This is a genomic window from Streptomyces sp. NPDC031049 (assembly GCF_055571015.1).
The window spans coordinates 240,246-256,910 of record NZ_JBVIGC010000005.1; the positions used below are offsets into that span (position 1 = coordinate 240,246).

Below are 16,665 nucleotides of genomic sequence, written 5' to 3' on the forward strand. Positions count from 1 at the left end.
CGGCGGCGGCACTCCTGCGGCCACGATACGTCCGGCCGACCGTGCGCGCAGTGCGGCCGGCAGCGCCTTCTCGCAGGCCGGGTGGTATGCGAGGGGTGTGCGGGGAGCGCGTGGACGGGCCGGGACTAGGTGAGGGCGAGTACGTAGGCCCCTGCGGCCGCTGCCGAGGCGATCGTGCGCACGTGGTTCCACGCCGTCCACTCGCGCACGTACGCCGGCCAGTACGCCGCCGCCTCCGCACCGCCCGGCTCCAGCCGCCGCAGCGCCTCGTTGCGGGGCACGTTGGCGACGACGGTCACACCGAACGACCCGAACAGGTACAGCGCACTGCCCGACAGCAGCTCCACCGCCCCCTCGTCCGGCCACACCGCGAACGTCGTCACGGCGATCACCGCGCACAGCACCGCCGACCCCAGGAACAGAACCATGAAGGGCGGCGTCACCGCGGCCCCGTTGATCGCCTGCATCGCCGCGACACCCTGCGCGGGCGGCAGGGCACCGAGACCGCGCATGACGAACGCCGAGAACCCGGCGAAGACCCCGGCCACCAGCCCGGTTCCCAGCGCGCCCAGCAAGGCCAGCACGACGTACGGTCCGTCGATCATGTTCTGTCAGCTCCCCCGTCGGTCCGGGCGACGCCCGCAACCCATCCGTCTCCACAGCACGTCCAGTCAAGCGCGCCGGCACCCCCGGGGCCATGGCCGGAAGACGCGCGCACATACGCGGGCGTCCACGCCCGGGAGGGCCAGGCGGGCGGCTCGTGGCCCGGTGCCCTGCCGGTGACCTCCCGCCGGCCGTCCCTGCCCTCCGCCCGGAGGCTGACGCATCATGGGCCCTGTGCGACTGGAAGCGATCACCTGGGACCGCCTCGGCGAGCAGCTCGCCGAGCGCCTCCTCGCCATCGAGCCCGCCGACGGCGGTGCCTGGCCGCGCATCGCCTTCGACGGAGCCCCCGCCGCCCGCCCCGGCGACCTCGCCGACCGTGTCCACGAGGCACTGCGCGTCCGCGGACGCCCGTCCCTGAGCGTCGGTACGGCCGGCTTTCTGCGTCCCGCGTCGCTGCGCCTGGAGTACGGGCACCGCGACGTCGACTCCTATTACGACGGCTGGTACGACACCGGCGCCCTGTGGCGCGAGGTCTTCGGCCCGCTCGAGCCGGGCGGTGACGGACGCGTCCTGCCCGACCTGTGGGACCCGGTCACCGACCGGGCCACCCGCAGCCCCCGGGCCCACCTCCCGCCGGGCGGCTTCCTGCTGCTGCACGGCCCCTTCCTCCTCCGTCACTGGTTCCCCTTCGACCTGAGCGTGCATCTCCTCCTCGGCCCGGCCGCCCTGCGCCGCCGCACCCCGCAGGACGAGCACTGGACGCTGCCCGCCTTCGAGCGCTACGAGCACGAGACCGACCCCGCCTCCACCGCGGACGTCCTGGTGCGCGCCGACGACCCCCGGCACCCCGCGTGGAACGGCTGATCCCCAAAACGGCCGATCCGCTCCCCGCCGCCGCCCTGCCCGGTGTGCCTCAGAGCCAGCCGTTGCGCCGGAAGCCCCGGTACAGCGTCAGGCAGGCGACGGCTATGACGCCGATGACCAGTCCGTAGCCGTACCGCCAGCCGAGCTCCGGCATGTGGTCGAAGTTCATGCCGTACACCCCGCACACCATGGTCGGCACGGCGACGATGGCGGCCCACGCCGTGATCTTCCGCATGTCCGCGTTCTGCGCGACGGTCACCTGGGCGAGGTGCGCCTGGAGGATCGAGTTGAGCAGCTCGTCGAAGGCGGCGATCTGCTCCGTGGCACGCAGCAGGTGGTCCGAGACGTCCCGGAAGTAGGCCTGTATCTCCGGGGCCACCACCCGGATCGGGCGGGTGGCCAGTTCCTCCAGCGGCCGGCCGAGCGGCATCACGGCCCGCTTCAGCTCCAGGAGTTCCCGCTTGAGCTGGTAGATCCGCCCCGGGTCGACCAGCGCGCCGTTCTCCGCGAACACCTCCGATTCCACCTGGTCGACGTCCGCCTGCACCGCGTCGATCGTGGTGAGGAAGTCGTCCACGACATGGTCCGCGATGGCGTGCAGCACCGCCGACGGCCCCTTCGCCAGCTGCTGCGGATCGGACTCCAGCTCCTCGCGGAGCGGGCCCAGCGAACCATGCCGCCCGTGCCGCACGGTGACCACGAAGTCCCGGCCGACGAACACCATGATCTCGCCGGTGCTCACCACCTCGCTCGTGGCCGTCAGCTGTTCGTGCTCGACGTGGCAGACCGTCTTGAGCACGGCGAAGAGCGTGTCGTCGTACCGCTCCAGCTTCGGTCGCTGATGCGCCTCGACGGCATCCTCCACCGCCAGAGGATGCAGGCCGAACAGCTCCGCGATGCCCGCGAACTCCTCGTCCGCCGGCTCGTGCAGGCCGAGCCAGACGAAGCCGCCGCCGTGCTTGCGGACCTCCTCGAGGGCGTCGACCGGGTCGTCGCTCGCGGGGGTGCGGACGCCGTCCCGGTAGGTCACGCAGTTCACCACCGAGGAACCCAGAGGAGAACGGGCTGGGTGACTGAGGTCGACGCGGGGGCGCCGCCGGGCCATCCTGGCCACCCTGCGCAGCCCGCCGACACCGCGGAAGCCCGTGACCTTCCGCAGATTCCCGCCCATGGACATCCCGACCTCCCCGTGCGCCATCCCGTTCCGTCCCACCGCGCTTCCAGCGCCGTGGCGCGCCAGTCTGCCAGTCGGCCGCGAACGGCGCGGAGGCCTGTGGAAAGGGAGCGTTCCGCTTGGTTCCCGGCTGTGGACACAGCCGGGTCGGCACCTCGGCCCGCGCCTACCCGCACCGACCCGCGGGCGGCCCGGCACCGGCCCGGTGTCCGTCACCCGCACGAGGCTCCGGAGCGTCGCCCCCTCCCGACAAGCCGGGCAACTGGGATGATCGTCGCATGACGCGAACCGACGGATACCTCCTCGACAACCGGCAGACCGAGGCGGCGGAACGCTTCGACGCGTTCGCCGCCCTTTTCGACCCGACCACCTTCCGGCACCTGGCGGCACTCGGCGTCGGCCCCGGCTGGCGCTGCTGGGAGGTCGGGGCCGGCGGCACCTCCGTGGTGTCGTGGCTGGCGAAGAAGGTGGGTCCGACCGGCAAGGTCGTCGCCACGGACATCGACACCTCGCGCCTCCTCCCGGCGGCCCGCCCGCCGGTCGAGGTACGGACACACGACGTGGGCGCGGAGGAACCGCCGGGGGAGGGCTTCGACCTGGTGCACGCCCGCCTCGTCCTGGTCCACGTGCCGGAGCGGGAGCGGGCGTTGCGCTCGATGGTCAAGGCGCTGCGTCCCGGCGGACGGCTGCTGGTCGAGGACGCCGACCCCGCATTGCAGCCGCTGCTCTGCCCCGACGAGTACGGCCCCGAGCAGCAGCTGGCCAACCGGCTGCGGCACGGCTTCCGTCAGCTGCTCTCCCGCCGCGGCGCCGACCTCACCTACGGCCGGCAGCTCCCGCGGCTGCTCCGGCAGGCGGGCCTGACCCGGGTGGAGGCCGACGCCCACTTCCCGGTGGCCTCGCCCGCCTGCGCCGCCCTGGAGTCCGCCACCATCCGCCAGGTCCGCGACCAGCTCGTCACCGCGGGGCTGGCCACGGACCAGGAGATCGACCGCCACCTCGCGAACGTCGCCGCCGGCGGCATGGATCTGGCGACGGCACCGATGATCTCGGCGTGGGGGCGCAGGGCGTAGCGCTAACCGCTCGGCGGAGCGGCTGGTGAGCGCCCGGCGAGTCCCCGCGGAGCCTGGGATCGTCGTGCGGAGGTCCCTGGCGAGTGCCCGGCGACCGGTGTCGGCACGGGTGGTCTCCCGCCCACCTGTTCGACGGCCAGCGCCCCCGCCCGGCACCCCTCCTCCGCCGCCTCCTCCGGAGCGGCGCCGGCCAGCAGGGCGGCGAGGAACGCGCCCGTGAAGGCGTCACCGGCGCCCGTGGTGTCCCGTGGCCGCGCCGCCACGGCGGGGACGCGTGCCGTCACGATGCCGGCGGACGCCACCAGCGCACCCTCGGGACCCTGCTTGACGACGACCAGCGGGACCCGGCGGCTCAGCTCGACCGCGGCGCCCGCCGCATCGGCCCCGCCGGTGAGCAGACAGGCCTCGTCCCGGCTCGGCAGCAGGACGTCCACACCGCCGGTCAGGGCCAGGAACCGGTCGATGCCCAGTTCCGTGAGGAAGCCCGCCGAGGCGGGGTCCAGGCTCACCGGGACACCACGCGCGCGTGCCGCGGCCAGCGCCGCCGCCACGAGCGCCCGGCTCTGCTCGGAGAACAGCAGGTAGCCCGACAGATGCAACCGTGCGACACCGTCCAGCATCGCCTCGGACCAGTCACCCGGCCCGAGCCGCAGCGAGGCGCCGCTGTCGGTGAGGAACGTCCGCTCGGCCGCGGCGCCCCCGTCGACCAGGCAGATCACCGTCCCGGTCGGCGCCTGTGCGTCCACGACCAGGTCGGGTCGCACGCCGCAGGCCGCCAGCTCCCGCGCGTGCCAGTCCGCCGCGTCCGCGCCGACCCGCCCGAGCAGCCGCACCTCCGGGCAGCCCCACCGGGCGGCCCAGCAGGCCACGTTGGCGCCCGCCCCGCCGGGCAGCCGACGGATCGAGGCGGCCGTGTCCGTGCCCGCGGCCAGCGGGCCCCGGTGCCGGGCGACGATGTCCGTGACGACGTCCCCGACGACCAGCAGCGCCCCGCCCGGCGCCGTGGTCACGCCGCGGCCCAGGACGCCGCGACGCGTGCCGCGAGCCGTACGTTGCCGCGCACCGCCGCGAGATTGGCCTCCAGCGACGCCCCGTCGGTGTGCCGTACCAGATGGTCGAGCAGGAACGGGGTGACCGCCTGACCGGTGATGCCCTCCCGCTCGCAGGCGCGCAGTGCCTCGGCGAGCACGCGCGCGTGCAGACCGGGATCGAGCTGCTCCGCCTCGGGCACCGGGTTGGCGACGACCAGCGCCGACTCCTGGCCGCCGAGCGCGTCCTGCGCCCGCATGACCTGCGCGACCTGCTCCGGCGTCCCGAGTGTCCAGTCCACCGGATGCCCGGAGTCGGTCAGGTAGAAGCCTGGGAAGCGGTCCGTGCCGTACCCGGCCACCGCGACGCCCAGTGTCTCCAGCCGCTGCAACGTCGCCGGCACGTCCAGGATCGACTTGACCCCCGCGCACACCACGGTGATCCGGGTACGCGCCAGCAGCCCCAGGTCGGCCGACTCGTCCTGCGTCTGCGTCCACTCCCGGTGCACGCCGCCGAGGCCACCGGTCGCGAACACCCGCACGCCCGCCAGGGAGGCCAGCAGCGCGGTCGCCGACACGGTCGTCGCGCCGCTGGCTCCCGAGGCCACGGCGAGCGGCAGATCACGATGGCCGAGCTTGCGGATGCCGTCCTCGTCGGCGATCCGCTCCAGCTGCTCCTTGCTCAGCCCGACGTGCGGCCGCCCGTCCAGCACGGCGATGGTGGCCGGCACCGCACCCTCCTGCCGCACCAGCCGCTCCAGCTCCCGGGCCACCTGGAGATTGCGCGGACGGGGCAGCCCGTGCGCGATGATCGTGGACTCCAGCGCCACCACCGGGCGACGGGCCTCCATCGCCTCGCGGACCTCTTCCGACACCACCAGCACCACGCGTATGCCTCCCGTCCGTCGGCTCCTCCCTCATCCCTGGCGGGCGGCGCAGCCGATCAAACCCCTTGCGGGTGAACGCGGGCGCCAGGAGCCTGGGGACCATGACTGACAACACGACGCGCCTCGACCACGTGGTCCTCTGGGTGCGTGACCCCGTCGCCGCAGCGGACTTCTACGAGAAGGCCCTGGGGATGGAGCCCCTGAGGGTCGCCGAGTTCGCCGCGGGGACGGTGGCGTTCCCCTCCGTGCGCCTCAACGAGGAGACCATCCTCGACCTCGCACCGCTGACCATGGCGGAGCGCATGACCATGCTGCCCGGTTCCGCCGCGAGCTCGGGCCACCCCGTCAATCACGTCTGCCTGGCCCTGCCGGAACTGGACTTCGACGCGCTGCGCAGCCGGCTCGAGGAACAGGGCGTCCCGGTCTCCGGCATCTCCCACGACGCCTTCGGAGCCCGTGGCCCGGCCCGGCGCAGCTTCTACTTCACCGACCCCGACGGCAACATCTTCGAGGCCCGGCACTACGCCTAGCCGGAGCCGGCCGGTGCCGCCCGGGTCTCAGAACAACGGCTCGGGCAGCACGCCCTCCAGCGCGAGCAGCCGCCGCTTGGTGTCCAGGCCGCCCCCGAAGCCCCCGATGCCGCCGCCGCTCTCCACGACCCGGTGGCAGGGCACGACGACCGGCAGCGGATTGGCCCCCATGGCCATGCCCACCGCTTGGGCGGCGCCCGGCTGACCCACCCGCCCGGCGAGGTCCCCGTAGCCGACCACCGAGCCGTAGGGCACGCCGGACGCCAGCTCGCGCAGCACCTGCCGGTTGAAGCCCGAGATCAGCGACCAGTCCAGTGGCAGCTCGAAAGCCTGCCGGTCGCCCGCGAAGTACGCCTGGAGCTGGCGTATCGCCTCGGCCAGGAGCGGGGAGCCGGGCGCCTCGACCGGTTCGGCGCCCATCCGGGAGGCGAGCCGGCCGAGCGCCCGGTCGCGCACCGCCTCCGTGGCGTGGAACACGACATTGACCAGGCCGTCGCGGGTCGCGGCCAGCAGCAGCGGGCCGATGGGGGTGTCGGTGACCGCCCACACGACCTGCTGCTCGCCCTGCCCATTGCTGTCCATGCGCCCACCGTACGGCCCGCCACCGACAACGCCGGGGCCGCGGGCACCGGCCCTCGGCCCCGGTGCGGGGTCAGAACCGGGCGCCGTGCCGGTCGGCCTGCCCGCGTACGGCCTCCCGGATCACGTCCGGCTTGTTCGTGATGATGCCGTCGACCCCGTACCCGGCGACCTTGCGGGCCGTGCCGGCGTCGTCCACCGTCCAGGTGAAGACCTCCATCGGCCTGCCGTGCGGGCCGGTGAAGGCCTGTACGGCGGACACGTAGCCCATGGACACGGTGCCGTGCGAGGGGTTGATCTGGTCGGCGAACTCCGCGTACTCGGGCAGCTCGTTCACCGGCGGCGTGCCGAGGAAGCCGGTCTTGACGGCCGGCTTCAGCTCGTGGACGGTCCGGACGCTGTCCGCGCTGAAGCTCTGCACGATCAGCCGGCCCTTCACGTGCCGCCGGTCGAGCCAGCCCTCGTTGGCGAGGACCTTCAGGGTGTCCCATTCGATGCCCGGGTACAGCTGGGGGTGCTTCAGCTCCAGCAGGAGCTTCTGGTGGTGACGGTCGATGCGCTTGAGGAACTGCTTGAGCGTCGGCACGCGCGTGCCCGCGTGGCCGGCGCCGAACCAGCTCCCGGCGTCCAGTCGCGCGATCTCGGCCGCGGTGAAGTCCTTCACCTTCCACGGCGCCCGGTCGGGGAAGACCTCTTCGACGTTGGTCGTGCGCTTCAGGTTGTCGTCGTGAAGGACGACCAGCTCGCCGTCCTTGGTGCGCTGAACGTCGTTCTCCACCCAGCGGATGCCCAGCTCGGCCGCCTTGTCGACAGCGGCCAGGGTGTTCTCCGGGGCGTACGCGGAGGCGCCCCGGTGGGCGACCACCGTCGGTCCGGAGCCGCTGTGGGAGGCCTGGGCCGGGGAGGCGGGCACCAGTGCGGCGACGGCACCCAGGAGCGCGGTCGTCGTGACGGCAACTGCACGCGCGTGCATGCGAACTCCTCGCGTCGATCGATCACGGACAGCACCACTGTGACAGCAGGGAGTCAACGGCAGAGGGGTGCGGGATGGCCATTGTCTGAATGGAGGTGCTCAACTCCGCTCACCAGGGCCGCACAACTGGGGCAGAGCCGTGATTCTTTGCCGCAGACTCGTTCGGCCATTCCGGTGGGAGTCATACTCTCTGCCTCGACCTTGACCGTTCGTACGGTCCAGGGAGGGGGTGCACACCGGATGAAACCGGACGGAAGAGGGCGGAAGGGCAGCCGCGCATGGACAGCACGGTCGACGGGTTCAATTACCGAATCGTCACACCGCTGGTCGCCTACCTCATGGCCTGCCTCGGCGGTGCCCTGGGTCTGCGCTGCACCGCCAGGTCGCTCCGCGCACCCCGGTCCTGGCGCCCCGGATGGCTGGCCCTCGGCGCGGCGGCGATCGGCTCCGGCATCTGGACCATGCATTTCATCGCCATGATGGGCTTCACCATCGAGGGCACCCCCATCCGCTACGACCTGGGCATGACGTTCGCGAGCCTGGCCGTCGCCATCGTCATGGTCGGGATCGGGATCTTCATCGTCGGCTACCGCGGCGCCAGGGGCACCGCCCTGTTCACCGGCGGCACCATCACGGGACTGGGCATCGCATCGATGCACTACCTGGGCATGGCCGGAATGCACCTCGACGGGGAGCTGAGGTACAACACGCTCACCGTCGCCGGATCCGTGGTCGTCGCCATGGTCGCCGCCACCGCGGCCCTGTGGGCGGCCGGGCAGGTCCGGGGCTGGCGGTGGAGCGTGGGAGCGAGCCTGGTGATGGGGCTCGCCGTGAGCGGCATGCACTACACGGGAATGGCCGCGCTGGAGGTCCACGTCCACGGCACGGCCGAGCCCGCCGTGGGCGAGTCACCCGCCGCCCTGCTCGCGCCCATGCTGATCGGCCCGCTGGCCTTCCTCGTCCTGGCAGGGGCCGTCGTGATCTTCGATCCGTTGCTGGCGGCGGGACAGCCCGCCTGGGTCCCGGCCGAACGGAAGCCGGGCGTCCCCGCCCGCACGGTCGTCCACCACAGGCCCCACGAGCCGGTGCACCACCACCCGCCGCGGACCCGTCGCACCCTCGCCCACCGCCGCTCGCGCACCCCGCAGAACGGCTGACCCCGACCCGTTGTCAGTGGCGAGTCGTACGGTTGACTGCATGCGGCCCGTTTCCCAGATCGAACGCACGGTGGCGCCCTTCGAGGTCGTCAGCCCCTACCAGCCGAATGGCGACCAGCCGACGGCCATCGCCGAGCTCGCCCGGCGCATCGAAGCAGGTGAGAAGGACGTCGTCCTGCTCGGCGCCACCGGCACCGGCAAGTCCGCCACCACCGCGTGGATGATCGAGAAGCTCCAGCGCCCCACCCTGGTGATGGCGCCGAACAAGACCCTGGCCGCCCAGCTGGCGAACGAGTTCCGCGAGCTCCTGCCGAACAACGCGGTCGAGTACTTCGTCTCGTACTACGACTACTACCAGCCCGAGGCCTACGTCCCGCAGTCGGACACCTACATCGAGAAGGACTCCTCGATCAACGAGGAGGTCGAGCGCCTGCGCCACTCCGCCACCAACTCCCTGCTCACCCGCCGCGACGTCGTCGTGGTCGCCTCCGTCTCCTGCATCTACGGCCTGGGCACCCCGCAGGAGTACGTGGACCGCATGGTCCCGCTGCGCGTCGGCGACGAGATCGACCGGGACGAGCTGCTGCGCCGCTTCGTCGACATCCAGTACACGCGCAACGACATGGCGTTCACCCGCGGCACCTTCCGGGTGCGCGGCGACACCATCGAGATCTTCCCGGTCTACGAGGAGCTCGCCGTCCGCATCGAGATGTTCGGCGACGAGATCGAGGCCCTGTCCACCCTCCACCCGATGACCGGCGAGATCATCAGCGACGACCAGCAGCTGTACGTCTTCCCGGCCTCCCACTACGTCGCCGGCCCCGAGCGCCTGGAGCGGGCCGTCAACGACATCGAGAAGGAGCTGGCCGAGCGCCTGACCGAGTTGGAGAAGCAGGGCAAGCTCCTGGAGGCCCAGCGCCTGCGGATGCGCACGACGTACGACATCGAGATGCTCCGCCAGATCGGCTCCTGCTCCGGCGTGGAGAACTACTCGATGCACTTCGACGGCCGCTCGCCCGGCTCCCCGCCCAACACCCTGCTGGACTACTTCCCGGACGACTTCCTCCTCGTCATCGACGAGTCGCACGTCACCGTGCCGCAGATCGGCGCCATGTACGAGGGCGACGCCTCCCGCAAGCGCACCCTGGTCGACCACGGCTTCCGGCTGCCCTCCGCGCTGGACAACCGCCCGCTGAAGTGGGAGGAGTTCCAGGAGCGCATCGGCCAGACCGTCTACCTGTCGGCCACTCCCGGGCAGTACGAGCTGTCCCGCTCGGACGGCGTCGTCGAGCAGATCATCCGCCCCACCGGCCTGGTCGACCCCGAGGTCGTCGTCAAGCCCACCGAGGGGCAGATCGACGACCTGGTGCACGAGATCCGCAAGCGCACCGAGAAGGACGAGCGCGTCCTGGTCACCACACTCACCAAGAAGATGGCCGAGGACCTCACCGACTACTTCGTGGAACTGGGCATCCAGGTCCGCTACCTGCACAGCGACGTCGACACCCTGCGCCGCGTCGAACTCCTCAGAGAGCTGCGCGTCGGTGACTACGACGTCCTGGTCGGCATCAACCTCCTGCGGGAGGGCCTCGACCTGCCCGAGGTGTCCCTGGTGGCGATCCTCGACGCCGACAAGGAGGGCTTCCTGCGCTCCGGCACCTCCCTCATCCAGACCATCGGGCGTGCCGCGCGCAATGTCTCCGGCCAGGTCCACATGTACGCCGACAAGATCACCCCGGCGATGGAGAAGGCGATCGAGGAGACCAACCGCCGCCGCGAGAAGCAGATCGCCTACAACAAGGCGAACGGCATCGACCCCCAGCCGCTGCGCAAGAAGATCAACGACATCGTCGCGCAGATCGCCCGCGAGGACGTGGACACCGAGCAACTGCTCGGCTCCGGCTACCGCCAGTCCAAGGACGGCAAGGGCGCCAAGGCCCCGGTGCCCGCCCTCGGCGGCAAGGGGGCGAACGGCGCCAAGGCCGCCAAGGGCAAGGGCAAGGCGGCCAAGGAGACGGTGCCCACCGACCGTCCCGCGGCCGAACTCGCCGATCAGATCGAGGAGTTGACCGCGCGGATGCGGGCCGCCGCCGCGGACCTCCAGTTCGAGATCGCGGCCCGGCTGCGCGACGAGGTCTCGGAGATGAAGAAGGAACTGCGCCAGATGCAGGAGGCCGGCCTGGCCTGACGGCGTGCCCGGGCACGGACTGTGTTGCAAGACCGACACAAAGTGCGGGCCCGGGTACGGCACGGTCAGTGCCTCTGCGTAGTGTTCGGACAACCGCGGACGCCGCGGCAACAGGGGACCGTTCGAGAGGGGATCAGCCCGTGACCGTCAACATGACCAAGGGCCAGGCCATCAGTCTGCAGAAGAACGACGGCGGCAGCCTGACGTCGGTGCGCATGGGTCTCGGCTGGCAGGCGGCTCCCCGGCGCGGCCTGTTCGGCTCACGCACACGGGAGATCGACCTGGACGCCTCCGCCGTCCTGTTCGCGGACAAGCAGCCGGTCGACGTCGTCTTCTTCCGCCACCTGGTCAGCGACGACGGCTCCGTCCGCCACACCGGCGACAACCTCGTCGGCGGGGTCGGGCAGGGCGGCGACGACGAGGCCATCCTCGTCGACCTCCAGCGCGTCCCGGTCCACATCGACCAGATCGTCTTCACCGTGAACTCCTTCACGGGCCAGACCTTCCAGGAGGTGCAGAACGCCTTCTGCCGCCTGGTCGACGAGACCAACGGCCAGGAGCTCGCCCGCTACACGCTGGCCGGCGGCGGCGCCTACACCGCCCAGATCATGGCGAAGGTGCACCGCGCGGGCCAGGGCTGGTCCATGACGGCCCTCGGCGTCCCGGCCAACGGCCGCACCTTCCAGGACCTGATGCCGGCCATCCTGCCCGTCCTCTGAGCCGGACGCCGCCCGGCCGGGCGACCGGCCGATCCCGTGCCCCGGCGGACGGCCGGGGCACGACACGACACGAGTGACCAGCCACAGCACGAGTGACCGCCAGCGAAACAGGGGGAGAAGGCGATGACGGCCGAGCTGGTGCGGGGGCAGAACCACCCGCTCTCCCAGGCCCGCCTGGAGATCCGGGTCTCGGCCGGCACGCCCGTCGTGGCCGCGGCCACGCTCGGCGACGAGAACGGCGAGGTCCCCGGGGCCGAGTCGGTCGCCCACCCGGGTTCGCCCACCCGGCCGGGCCTGGAGGTCTCCCGCCAGGCGGCCGCCGACCACCGCCTCGCGGTGGACCTGGACGCCATGCCGGACGCCGTGCACCGCATCACCGTGCTGCTCGCGCTGCCCACCGCCGACGCGACGGCACCCGCCCGCTTCGGCGCCGTCGCCGCTCCCTTCGCCGCCGTCACCGGTCTCGACGGCACCGAGATCGCCAGCTACACCCTCACCGGCCTGGACGCCGAGTCGGCCGTCGTCGCCCTGGAGCTCTACCGCAGGCAGGGCGCCTGGAAGGTGCGCGCGGTGGGCCAGGGGTACGCGGGCGGTCTCGCGGAGCTGTTCACCGACCAGAAGCTGCCCGAGGCTTGCTCGCTCGCCGCGGACATCCACGAGGCGGTGGCCCGCGGCCTGGCCCGTTCGGTGCCGGCCCCGCCGCCGCGCACCACCGACGGCGACCGCACCCGCCGGGCCGCGACCCCGGCCGCCCGCCCCGACCAGGGCGGTGCCCGCACCGACCACGGCGGCGCGGCACCCCAGCCGACCCCGGGCCCCGTCGCGCCGCCCGGCCCGTACGGCGCTCAGGCGGCTTACGGCACTCAGGACTCGACCGGTACGCAGGGAACGTCTGGCATCCACGGGACGCCGGGCGTCCAAGGAATGCCCGGTGCCCAGGCCCCGTCCGCCGCACCCGGCCAGCCCGGCCAGCCCGGGCACGCCGCCCACCCCGGCCCCCAGCAGCCCCCGCACACCGGCGGCGGCGCGGGGGAGACCGCCGGCCAGCATGAGGCCCCCGCCTCCCGTGGCCCCATCGACTACAGCCACCCGCGCCGGCGGCCGGCCGCCCCGCCTCCGCCCCCTCCGACCGCGCCTCCCGCCGCCCCCGGGCAGCCCGCGCGCCCCGTCGCCGGTGACGCGACCGGCTGGTCCATGGACGAGCGGCTCTACAACCAGGTGTGGGGCATGTTCGAGGACCTGGCCCGCACCACCGCCGCCTACCGCAGCGCCGTCGACTTCGCCGAGTCCCGTATGGAGAAGGAACTCGACCGGGTCCTGTCCGACCCGCGCAGCCGCATCGGCGGTCAGGGCGACGCCGCCCGCGAGGCGGCCCGCGCCCGGCACGACGCGCTGGTCGACCAGGCCAGGGAGGCCCTCGACCGCGACCTCGCCCAGCTCGCCGCCGAGGCCGAGGTGGTCGAGCCCGCCCTGCCGCCCGCCTACGCCGGCTGGGACAACCCCGTCTGGCACGGCTACCGCGTGCCGATGGAGCTTCCCATGGCCATGCGCCTGGGCGACCTGCATCTGCCGGAGGCCGATCGGATACGCATTCCGCTGCTCGTCCGGCTGCCGCTGGAGCGCGGGCTGTGGATCGACAGCGGACGGTCCGGGGCGTCCGGCGGTTCCTTCGCCGACTCCCACGAACTGCGCCGCCTCGCCCTGGACGCCGCCGTGGCGCACGCCGCCCGGCTGCTCGCCGTCCACCCGGCGGGCGACTTCACCGTGCACGTCGTCGACCCCGCCGGGGCCGGCGCGCAGGCGCTGGCGCCGCTGGCCGGAACCGGCGTGCTCGCGGGCCCGCCCGCCCTCGGCGCCGCGGGCGTCGCGGACGTCCTCGCCCGGCTCACCCAACGCGTCGACCTGGTGCAGATGGCGGTCCGCGGCGGTGCCGCCGACTCACTCCCGCCCGGCTTCGACACCTCACAGCAACTGCTCATCGTCAACGACTTCCCGCACGGCTTCGACGACCGCGCCGTCAACCAGCTCCGCTACCTCGCGGACGAGGGCCCGTCCGTCGGCGTCCATCTGATGATGGTCGCCGACCGCGAGGAGTCGGGCGGCTACGGGCCGCTGCTGGACCCGCTGTGGCGGTCGCTGCTGCGGCTGACCCCGGTGGCCGACGACCATCTCGCCGACCCCTGGGTCGGACACGCCTGGACCTACGAACCCGCCCTGGTGCCGCCCGGCAGCCAGGTGCTCCAGCAGGTCCTCACGCGTGTCGCGGAGGCCCGCCGCACGTGGAACCGGTAGGCCGGTGGGCCGGGGCGGAACCGGTGGTCCCATGACCCGGTCCGGGCGGAACCGGTAGTCCATGGCCCGGTCCGGGCGAGAGCGCTCCCACCAGCCCCTTTGAGCTTTATTTGCAGATCTCTTTACCTTCCTTTGGGGAATGGGGTACTGTCGTCCGTACGGAGGGGAGTACTCCCTGTCTGCTGCGGCGTCCCCGTCAATACGGATCAGGCCAGATCCCGGGGCGTCGGCCCGCGGGCTGCCGTGCGCGACATGCGCACCGGTCGCCCGGGGTGGAAGAGACCTCCGGCAGCGACGACGCTGACATCTGCCGTGTGACGTACTGCCGGAGGCGTAGTGGAAGTTTCGACGACCCTGTGGGTCCTGACCGTCGTGGGCCTTGCCGCCCTCATTGCCGTCGATTTCTTCATCGGCCGCAAACCGCACGACGTATCGATCAAGGAAGCCGGTATCTGGACGGTCGTCTGGATCGTGCTGGCCGGACTCTTCGGCATCGGCCTGTTCATCTTCGGCGGCGGCCAGCCCGCCGGTGAGTTCTTCGCCGGCTTCATCACCGAGAAGTCGCTGAGCGTCGACAACCTCTTCGTCTTCGTCCTGATCATGGCGAAGTTCGCGGTGCCGTCGCAGTACCAGCAGCGGGTGCTCCTCGTCGGTGTGCTCATAGCCCTGGTCCTCAGGGCCGTCTTCATCGCCGCGGGCGCCGCGATCATCGCCAGCTTCTCCTGGGTCTTCTACATCTTCGGTGCCTTCCTGATCTGGACCGCCTGGAAGCTCATCCAGGAGGCCCGCGCCGACCAGGAGGAAGAGGAGTACGAGGAGAACAAGCTCCTCAAGGCCGCCGAGCGCCGCTTCGGCGTCGCCGACCGGTACCACGGCACCAAGCTGTGGATCCAGGAGAACGGCAAGCGGGTCATGACCCCGATGCTGGTCGTGATGCTCGCGATCGGCACCACGGACGTGCTCTTCGCGCTCGACTCGATCCCCGCGATCTTCGGCCTGACCCAGGACCCGTACATCGTCTTCACGGCCAACGCGTTCGCCCTGATGGGTCTGCGGCAGCTGTACTTCCTCATCGGCGGCCTGCTGAAGAAGCTGGTCCACCTCTCGTACGGCCTGTCCATCATCCTGGGCTTCATCGGCGTCAAGCTGGTGCTGCACGCGCTGCACGAGTCCGGCGTCCACGTCCCGGAGATCAGCATCCCGGTCTCGCTGGGCGTCATCTGCTCGGTCCTCGTCGTCACCACGATCACCAGCCTGCGCGCCTCCAGGAAGCAGGCGGCGGCCGAGGCGGAGCGCCCCCAGGACGGCGACGTCGCGAAGGACAGCGTCGACGCCTGACGGCTCCGGTCCTCCGGAGAGTCTCAGAGCGCCGGGAGCGGTGCGCGGCCAAAGCCGCCGCCGCTCCCGGCGCTCACGCCGTGCCACGACGGCGTGCGGGCCCCCGGCGCCTCTGCGACGATCACGGCATGATCACTCGGTCCTGGGCGCTCATGACGCAGTGGACGACCGTCGTGCCCGTGATCGCGGTGGTGCTGCTGCTGTTCACCTGGGGGCGCGAGGTGCCGGGAGTGGTCGTCGGCCTGGCGACGCTCGTCCTCGCGGGGGCCGTCCTGGCCGCCGTCCACCACGCCGAGGTCGTCGCCCACCGGGTCGGCGAACCCTTCGGCTCGCTCGTCCTCGCAGTCGCCGTCACGGTCATCGAGGTCGCCCTCATCGTGACTCTGATGGCAGACGGCGGCGACAAGAGCGCCACCCTCGCCCGGGACACCGTCTTCGCGGCCGTCATGATCACCTGCAACGGCGTGGTCGGCATCAGCCTGCTCGTGGCCTCCCTGCGGCACGGCACGGCCGTCTTCAACCCGGAGGGCACCGGCGCGGCCCTGGCCACCGTCGCCACGCTGGCCACCCTCAGCCTGGCGCTGCCGACGTTCACCACCAGCAAGCCGGGACCCGAGTTCTCCACGGTGCAGCTCACCTTCGCCGCGGTCTCCTCGCTGATCCTGTACGCGCTGTTCATCGCGACCCTGACGGTGCGGCACCGCGACTACTTCCTGCCGATCACCCGGCAGGGCGAGGTGATCACCGCCGAGCGGCACGCCGAGCCGCCGACCGCCCGTGTCGCCCTGCTCAGCCTCGTTCTGCTGGGCCTGGCACTGATCGGCGTGGTCGGCCTGGCGAAAGGCGTCTCGCCCACCATCGAGGACGGCGTGGAGGCGGCCGGACTGCCCCACGCCGTCGTCGGTGTCGTCATCGCCCTGCTGGTGCTGCTGCCCGAGACCATCGCCGCGGTGCGCACCGCCCGCCGCGACCGGGTGCAGACCAGCCTGAACCTCGCGCTCGGCTCGGCCATGGCCAGCATCGGCCTGACCATCCCCGCCGTCGCCCTCGCCTCCGTCTGGCTCTCCGGACCCCTCGTCCTCGGCCTCGGCGCCACCCACATGGTGCTGCTCGCCCTGACCGTCGTGGTCGCCTCGCTGACCGTCGTACCGGGCCGCGCCACGCCGCTGCAAGGAGGCGTCCACCTGGTCCTGTTCGCGGCCTACCTGGAGCTGGCGATCAATCCGTAGGGCCGTGATAGACCGGGGGCAGCAGCGG

The 16,665-nt window shown here is 72.2% G+C and carries 15 protein-coding genes; 9 read left to right on the forward strand and 6 right to left on the reverse strand.

Annotated features, from left to right (window positions below):
* Window positions 1-125 precede the first annotated feature (125 nt).
* Entirely contained in the window at window positions 126-605 is a 480-nt protein-coding gene (locus ACZ45Q_RS10975; RefSeq protein WP_468258098.1) for an anthrone oxygenase family protein, read from the reverse strand.
* Window positions 606-828: 223 nt separating this feature from the next.
* Here ACZ45Q_RS10975 and ACZ45Q_RS10980 point away from each other — a divergent pair, with 223 nt between their 5' ends.
* Window positions 829-1,470, forward strand: coding sequence for a nucleoside/nucleotide kinase family protein (locus ACZ45Q_RS10980; protein WP_468258100.1), 642 nt, complete (start codon window positions 829-831; stop codon window positions 1,468-1,470).
* A 49-nt stretch (window positions 1,471-1,519) separates the two neighbouring features.
* Here the strand turns inward: ACZ45Q_RS10980 and corA are convergent, their stop codons facing one another.
* Window positions 1,520-2,647, reverse strand: a complete 1,128-nt coding sequence (gene corA, locus ACZ45Q_RS10985) for a magnesium/cobalt transporter CorA (protein WP_468258592.1) — start codon at window positions 2,645-2,647, stop codon at window positions 1,520-1,522.
* A gap of 275 nt (window positions 2,648-2,922) precedes the next feature.
* Between corA and ACZ45Q_RS10990 the strand changes: the two genes are divergently transcribed.
* A complete protein-coding gene (locus ACZ45Q_RS10990) occupies window positions 2,923-3,717 on the forward strand; it encodes a methyltransferase (RefSeq protein WP_468258103.1) in 795 nt (264 codons plus the stop codon).
* Between the two features lie 2 nt (window positions 3,718-3,719).
* On the opposite strand, the gene ACZ45Q_RS10995 is transcribed toward ACZ45Q_RS10990, so the two are convergent.
* Both ACZ45Q_RS10995 and ACZ45Q_RS11000 read right to left on the reverse strand, forming a co-directional pair.
* Window positions 3,720-4,727, reverse strand: a complete 1,008-nt coding sequence (locus tag ACZ45Q_RS10995; RefSeq protein ID WP_468258106.1) for a carbohydrate kinase family protein — start codon at window positions 4,725-4,727, stop codon at window positions 3,720-3,722.
* Window positions 4,724-5,632 carry a pseudouridine-5'-phosphate glycosidase gene (locus ACZ45Q_RS11000; RefSeq protein ID WP_468258109.1) on the reverse strand — a complete coding sequence of 303 codons (909 nt, stop codon included), beginning with the start codon at window positions 5,630-5,632 and terminating at the stop codon, window positions 4,724-4,726. The genes ACZ45Q_RS10995 and ACZ45Q_RS11000 overlap by 4 nt, the downstream gene beginning before the upstream one ends.
* Before the next feature lie 101 nt (window positions 5,633-5,733).
* Between ACZ45Q_RS11000 and ACZ45Q_RS11005 the strand changes: the two genes are divergently transcribed.
* Window positions 5,734-6,162, forward strand: a complete 429-nt coding sequence (locus ACZ45Q_RS11005; RefSeq protein ID WP_468258112.1) for a VOC family protein — start codon at window positions 5,734-5,736, stop codon at window positions 6,160-6,162.
* A 27-nt stretch (window positions 6,163-6,189) separates the two neighbouring features.
* Here ACZ45Q_RS11005 and ACZ45Q_RS11010 read toward each other — a convergent pair whose 3' ends face one another.
* Both ACZ45Q_RS11010 and ACZ45Q_RS11015 read right to left on the reverse strand, forming a co-directional pair.
* The gene (locus tag ACZ45Q_RS11010; protein WP_468258115.1) at window positions 6,190-6,744 is read right to left on the reverse strand and encodes a methylated-DNA--[protein]-cysteine S-methyltransferase; all 555 of its coding nucleotides are present in this window, start codon (window positions 6,742-6,744) and stop codon (window positions 6,190-6,192) included.
* Window positions 6,745-6,814: 70 nt separating this feature from the next.
* Entirely contained in the window at window positions 6,815-7,714 is a 900-nt protein-coding gene (locus ACZ45Q_RS11015; RefSeq protein ID WP_468258118.1) for a glycerophosphodiester phosphodiesterase, read from the reverse strand.
* 278 nt (window positions 7,715-7,992) lie between these two features.
* Between ACZ45Q_RS11015 and ACZ45Q_RS11020 the strand changes: the two genes are divergently transcribed.
* From ACZ45Q_RS11020 to ACZ45Q_RS11045, 6 genes are all read left to right on the forward strand, one after another.
* The gene (locus ACZ45Q_RS11020; RefSeq protein ID WP_468258120.1) at window positions 7,993-8,871 is read left to right on the forward strand and encodes an MHYT domain-containing protein; all 879 of its coding nucleotides are present in this window, start codon (window positions 7,993-7,995) and stop codon (window positions 8,869-8,871) included.
* A gap of 40 nt (window positions 8,872-8,911) precedes the next feature.
* The gene (uvrB, locus tag ACZ45Q_RS11025) at window positions 8,912-11,059 is read left to right on the forward strand and encodes an excinuclease ABC subunit UvrB (protein ID WP_468258123.1); all 2,148 of its coding nucleotides are present in this window, start codon (window positions 8,912-8,914) and stop codon (window positions 11,057-11,059) included.
* 140 nt (window positions 11,060-11,199) lie between these two features.
* The gene (locus ACZ45Q_RS11030; RefSeq protein ID WP_468258126.1) at window positions 11,200-11,778 is read left to right on the forward strand and encodes a TerD family protein; all 579 of its coding nucleotides are present in this window, start codon (window positions 11,200-11,202) and stop codon (window positions 11,776-11,778) included.
* 123 nt (window positions 11,779-11,901) lie between these two features.
* Window positions 11,902-14,070, forward strand: a complete 2,169-nt coding sequence (locus ACZ45Q_RS11035; protein ID WP_468258128.1) for a TerD family protein — start codon at window positions 11,902-11,904, stop codon at window positions 14,068-14,070.
* 336 nt (window positions 14,071-14,406) lie between these two features.
* The gene (locus tag ACZ45Q_RS11040; protein ID WP_468258131.1) at window positions 14,407-15,408 is read left to right on the forward strand and encodes a TerC family protein; all 1,002 of its coding nucleotides are present in this window, start codon (window positions 14,407-14,409) and stop codon (window positions 15,406-15,408) included.
* Window positions 15,409-15,536: 128 nt separating this feature from the next.
* Window positions 15,537-16,637: a calcium:cation antiporter gene (locus tag ACZ45Q_RS11045; RefSeq protein WP_468258134.1), complete on the forward strand. Its 1,101-nt coding sequence runs from the start codon at window positions 15,537-15,539 to the stop codon at window positions 16,635-16,637.
* Window positions 16,638-16,665 lie beyond the last annotated feature (28 nt).

Excerpts from the sequence above, each read along its gene's own strand:
- ACZ45Q_RS10975 (WP_468258098.1), bottom strand. The coding sequence starts at position 605 with ATGATCGACGGACCGTACGTCGTGCTGGCCTTGCTGGGCGCGCTGGGA.
- ACZ45Q_RS10980 (WP_468258100.1), top strand. The coding sequence starts at position 829 with ATGGGCCCTGTGCGACTGGAAGCGATCACCTGGGACCGCCTCGGCGAG.
- corA (WP_468258592.1), bottom strand. The coding sequence starts at position 2,647 with ATGTCCATGGGCGGGAATCTGCGGAAGGTCACGGGCTTCCGCGGTGTC.
- ACZ45Q_RS10990 (WP_468258103.1), top strand. The coding sequence starts at position 2,923 with ATGACGCGAACCGACGGATACCTCCTCGACAACCGGCAGACCGAGGCG.
- ACZ45Q_RS11005 (WP_468258112.1), top strand. The coding sequence starts at position 5,734 with ATGACTGACAACACGACGCGCCTCGACCACGTGGTCCTCTGGGTGCGT.
- ACZ45Q_RS11010 (WP_468258115.1), bottom strand. The coding sequence starts at position 6,744 with ATGGACAGCAATGGGCAGGGCGAGCAGCAGGTCGTGTGGGCGGTCACC.
- ACZ45Q_RS11015 (WP_468258118.1), bottom strand. The coding sequence starts at position 7,714 with ATGCACGCGCGTGCAGTTGCCGTCACGACGACCGCGCTCCTGGGTGCC.
- ACZ45Q_RS11020 (WP_468258120.1), top strand. The coding sequence starts at position 7,993 with ATGGACAGCACGGTCGACGGGTTCAATTACCGAATCGTCACACCGCTG.
- uvrB (WP_468258123.1), top strand. The coding sequence starts at position 8,912 with ATGCGGCCCGTTTCCCAGATCGAACGCACGGTGGCGCCCTTCGAGGTC.
- ACZ45Q_RS11035 (WP_468258128.1), top strand. The coding sequence starts at position 11,902 with ATGACGGCCGAGCTGGTGCGGGGGCAGAACCACCCGCTCTCCCAGGCC.
- ACZ45Q_RS11045 (WP_468258134.1), top strand. The coding sequence starts at position 15,537 with ATGATCACTCGGTCCTGGGCGCTCATGACGCAGTGGACGACCGTCGTG.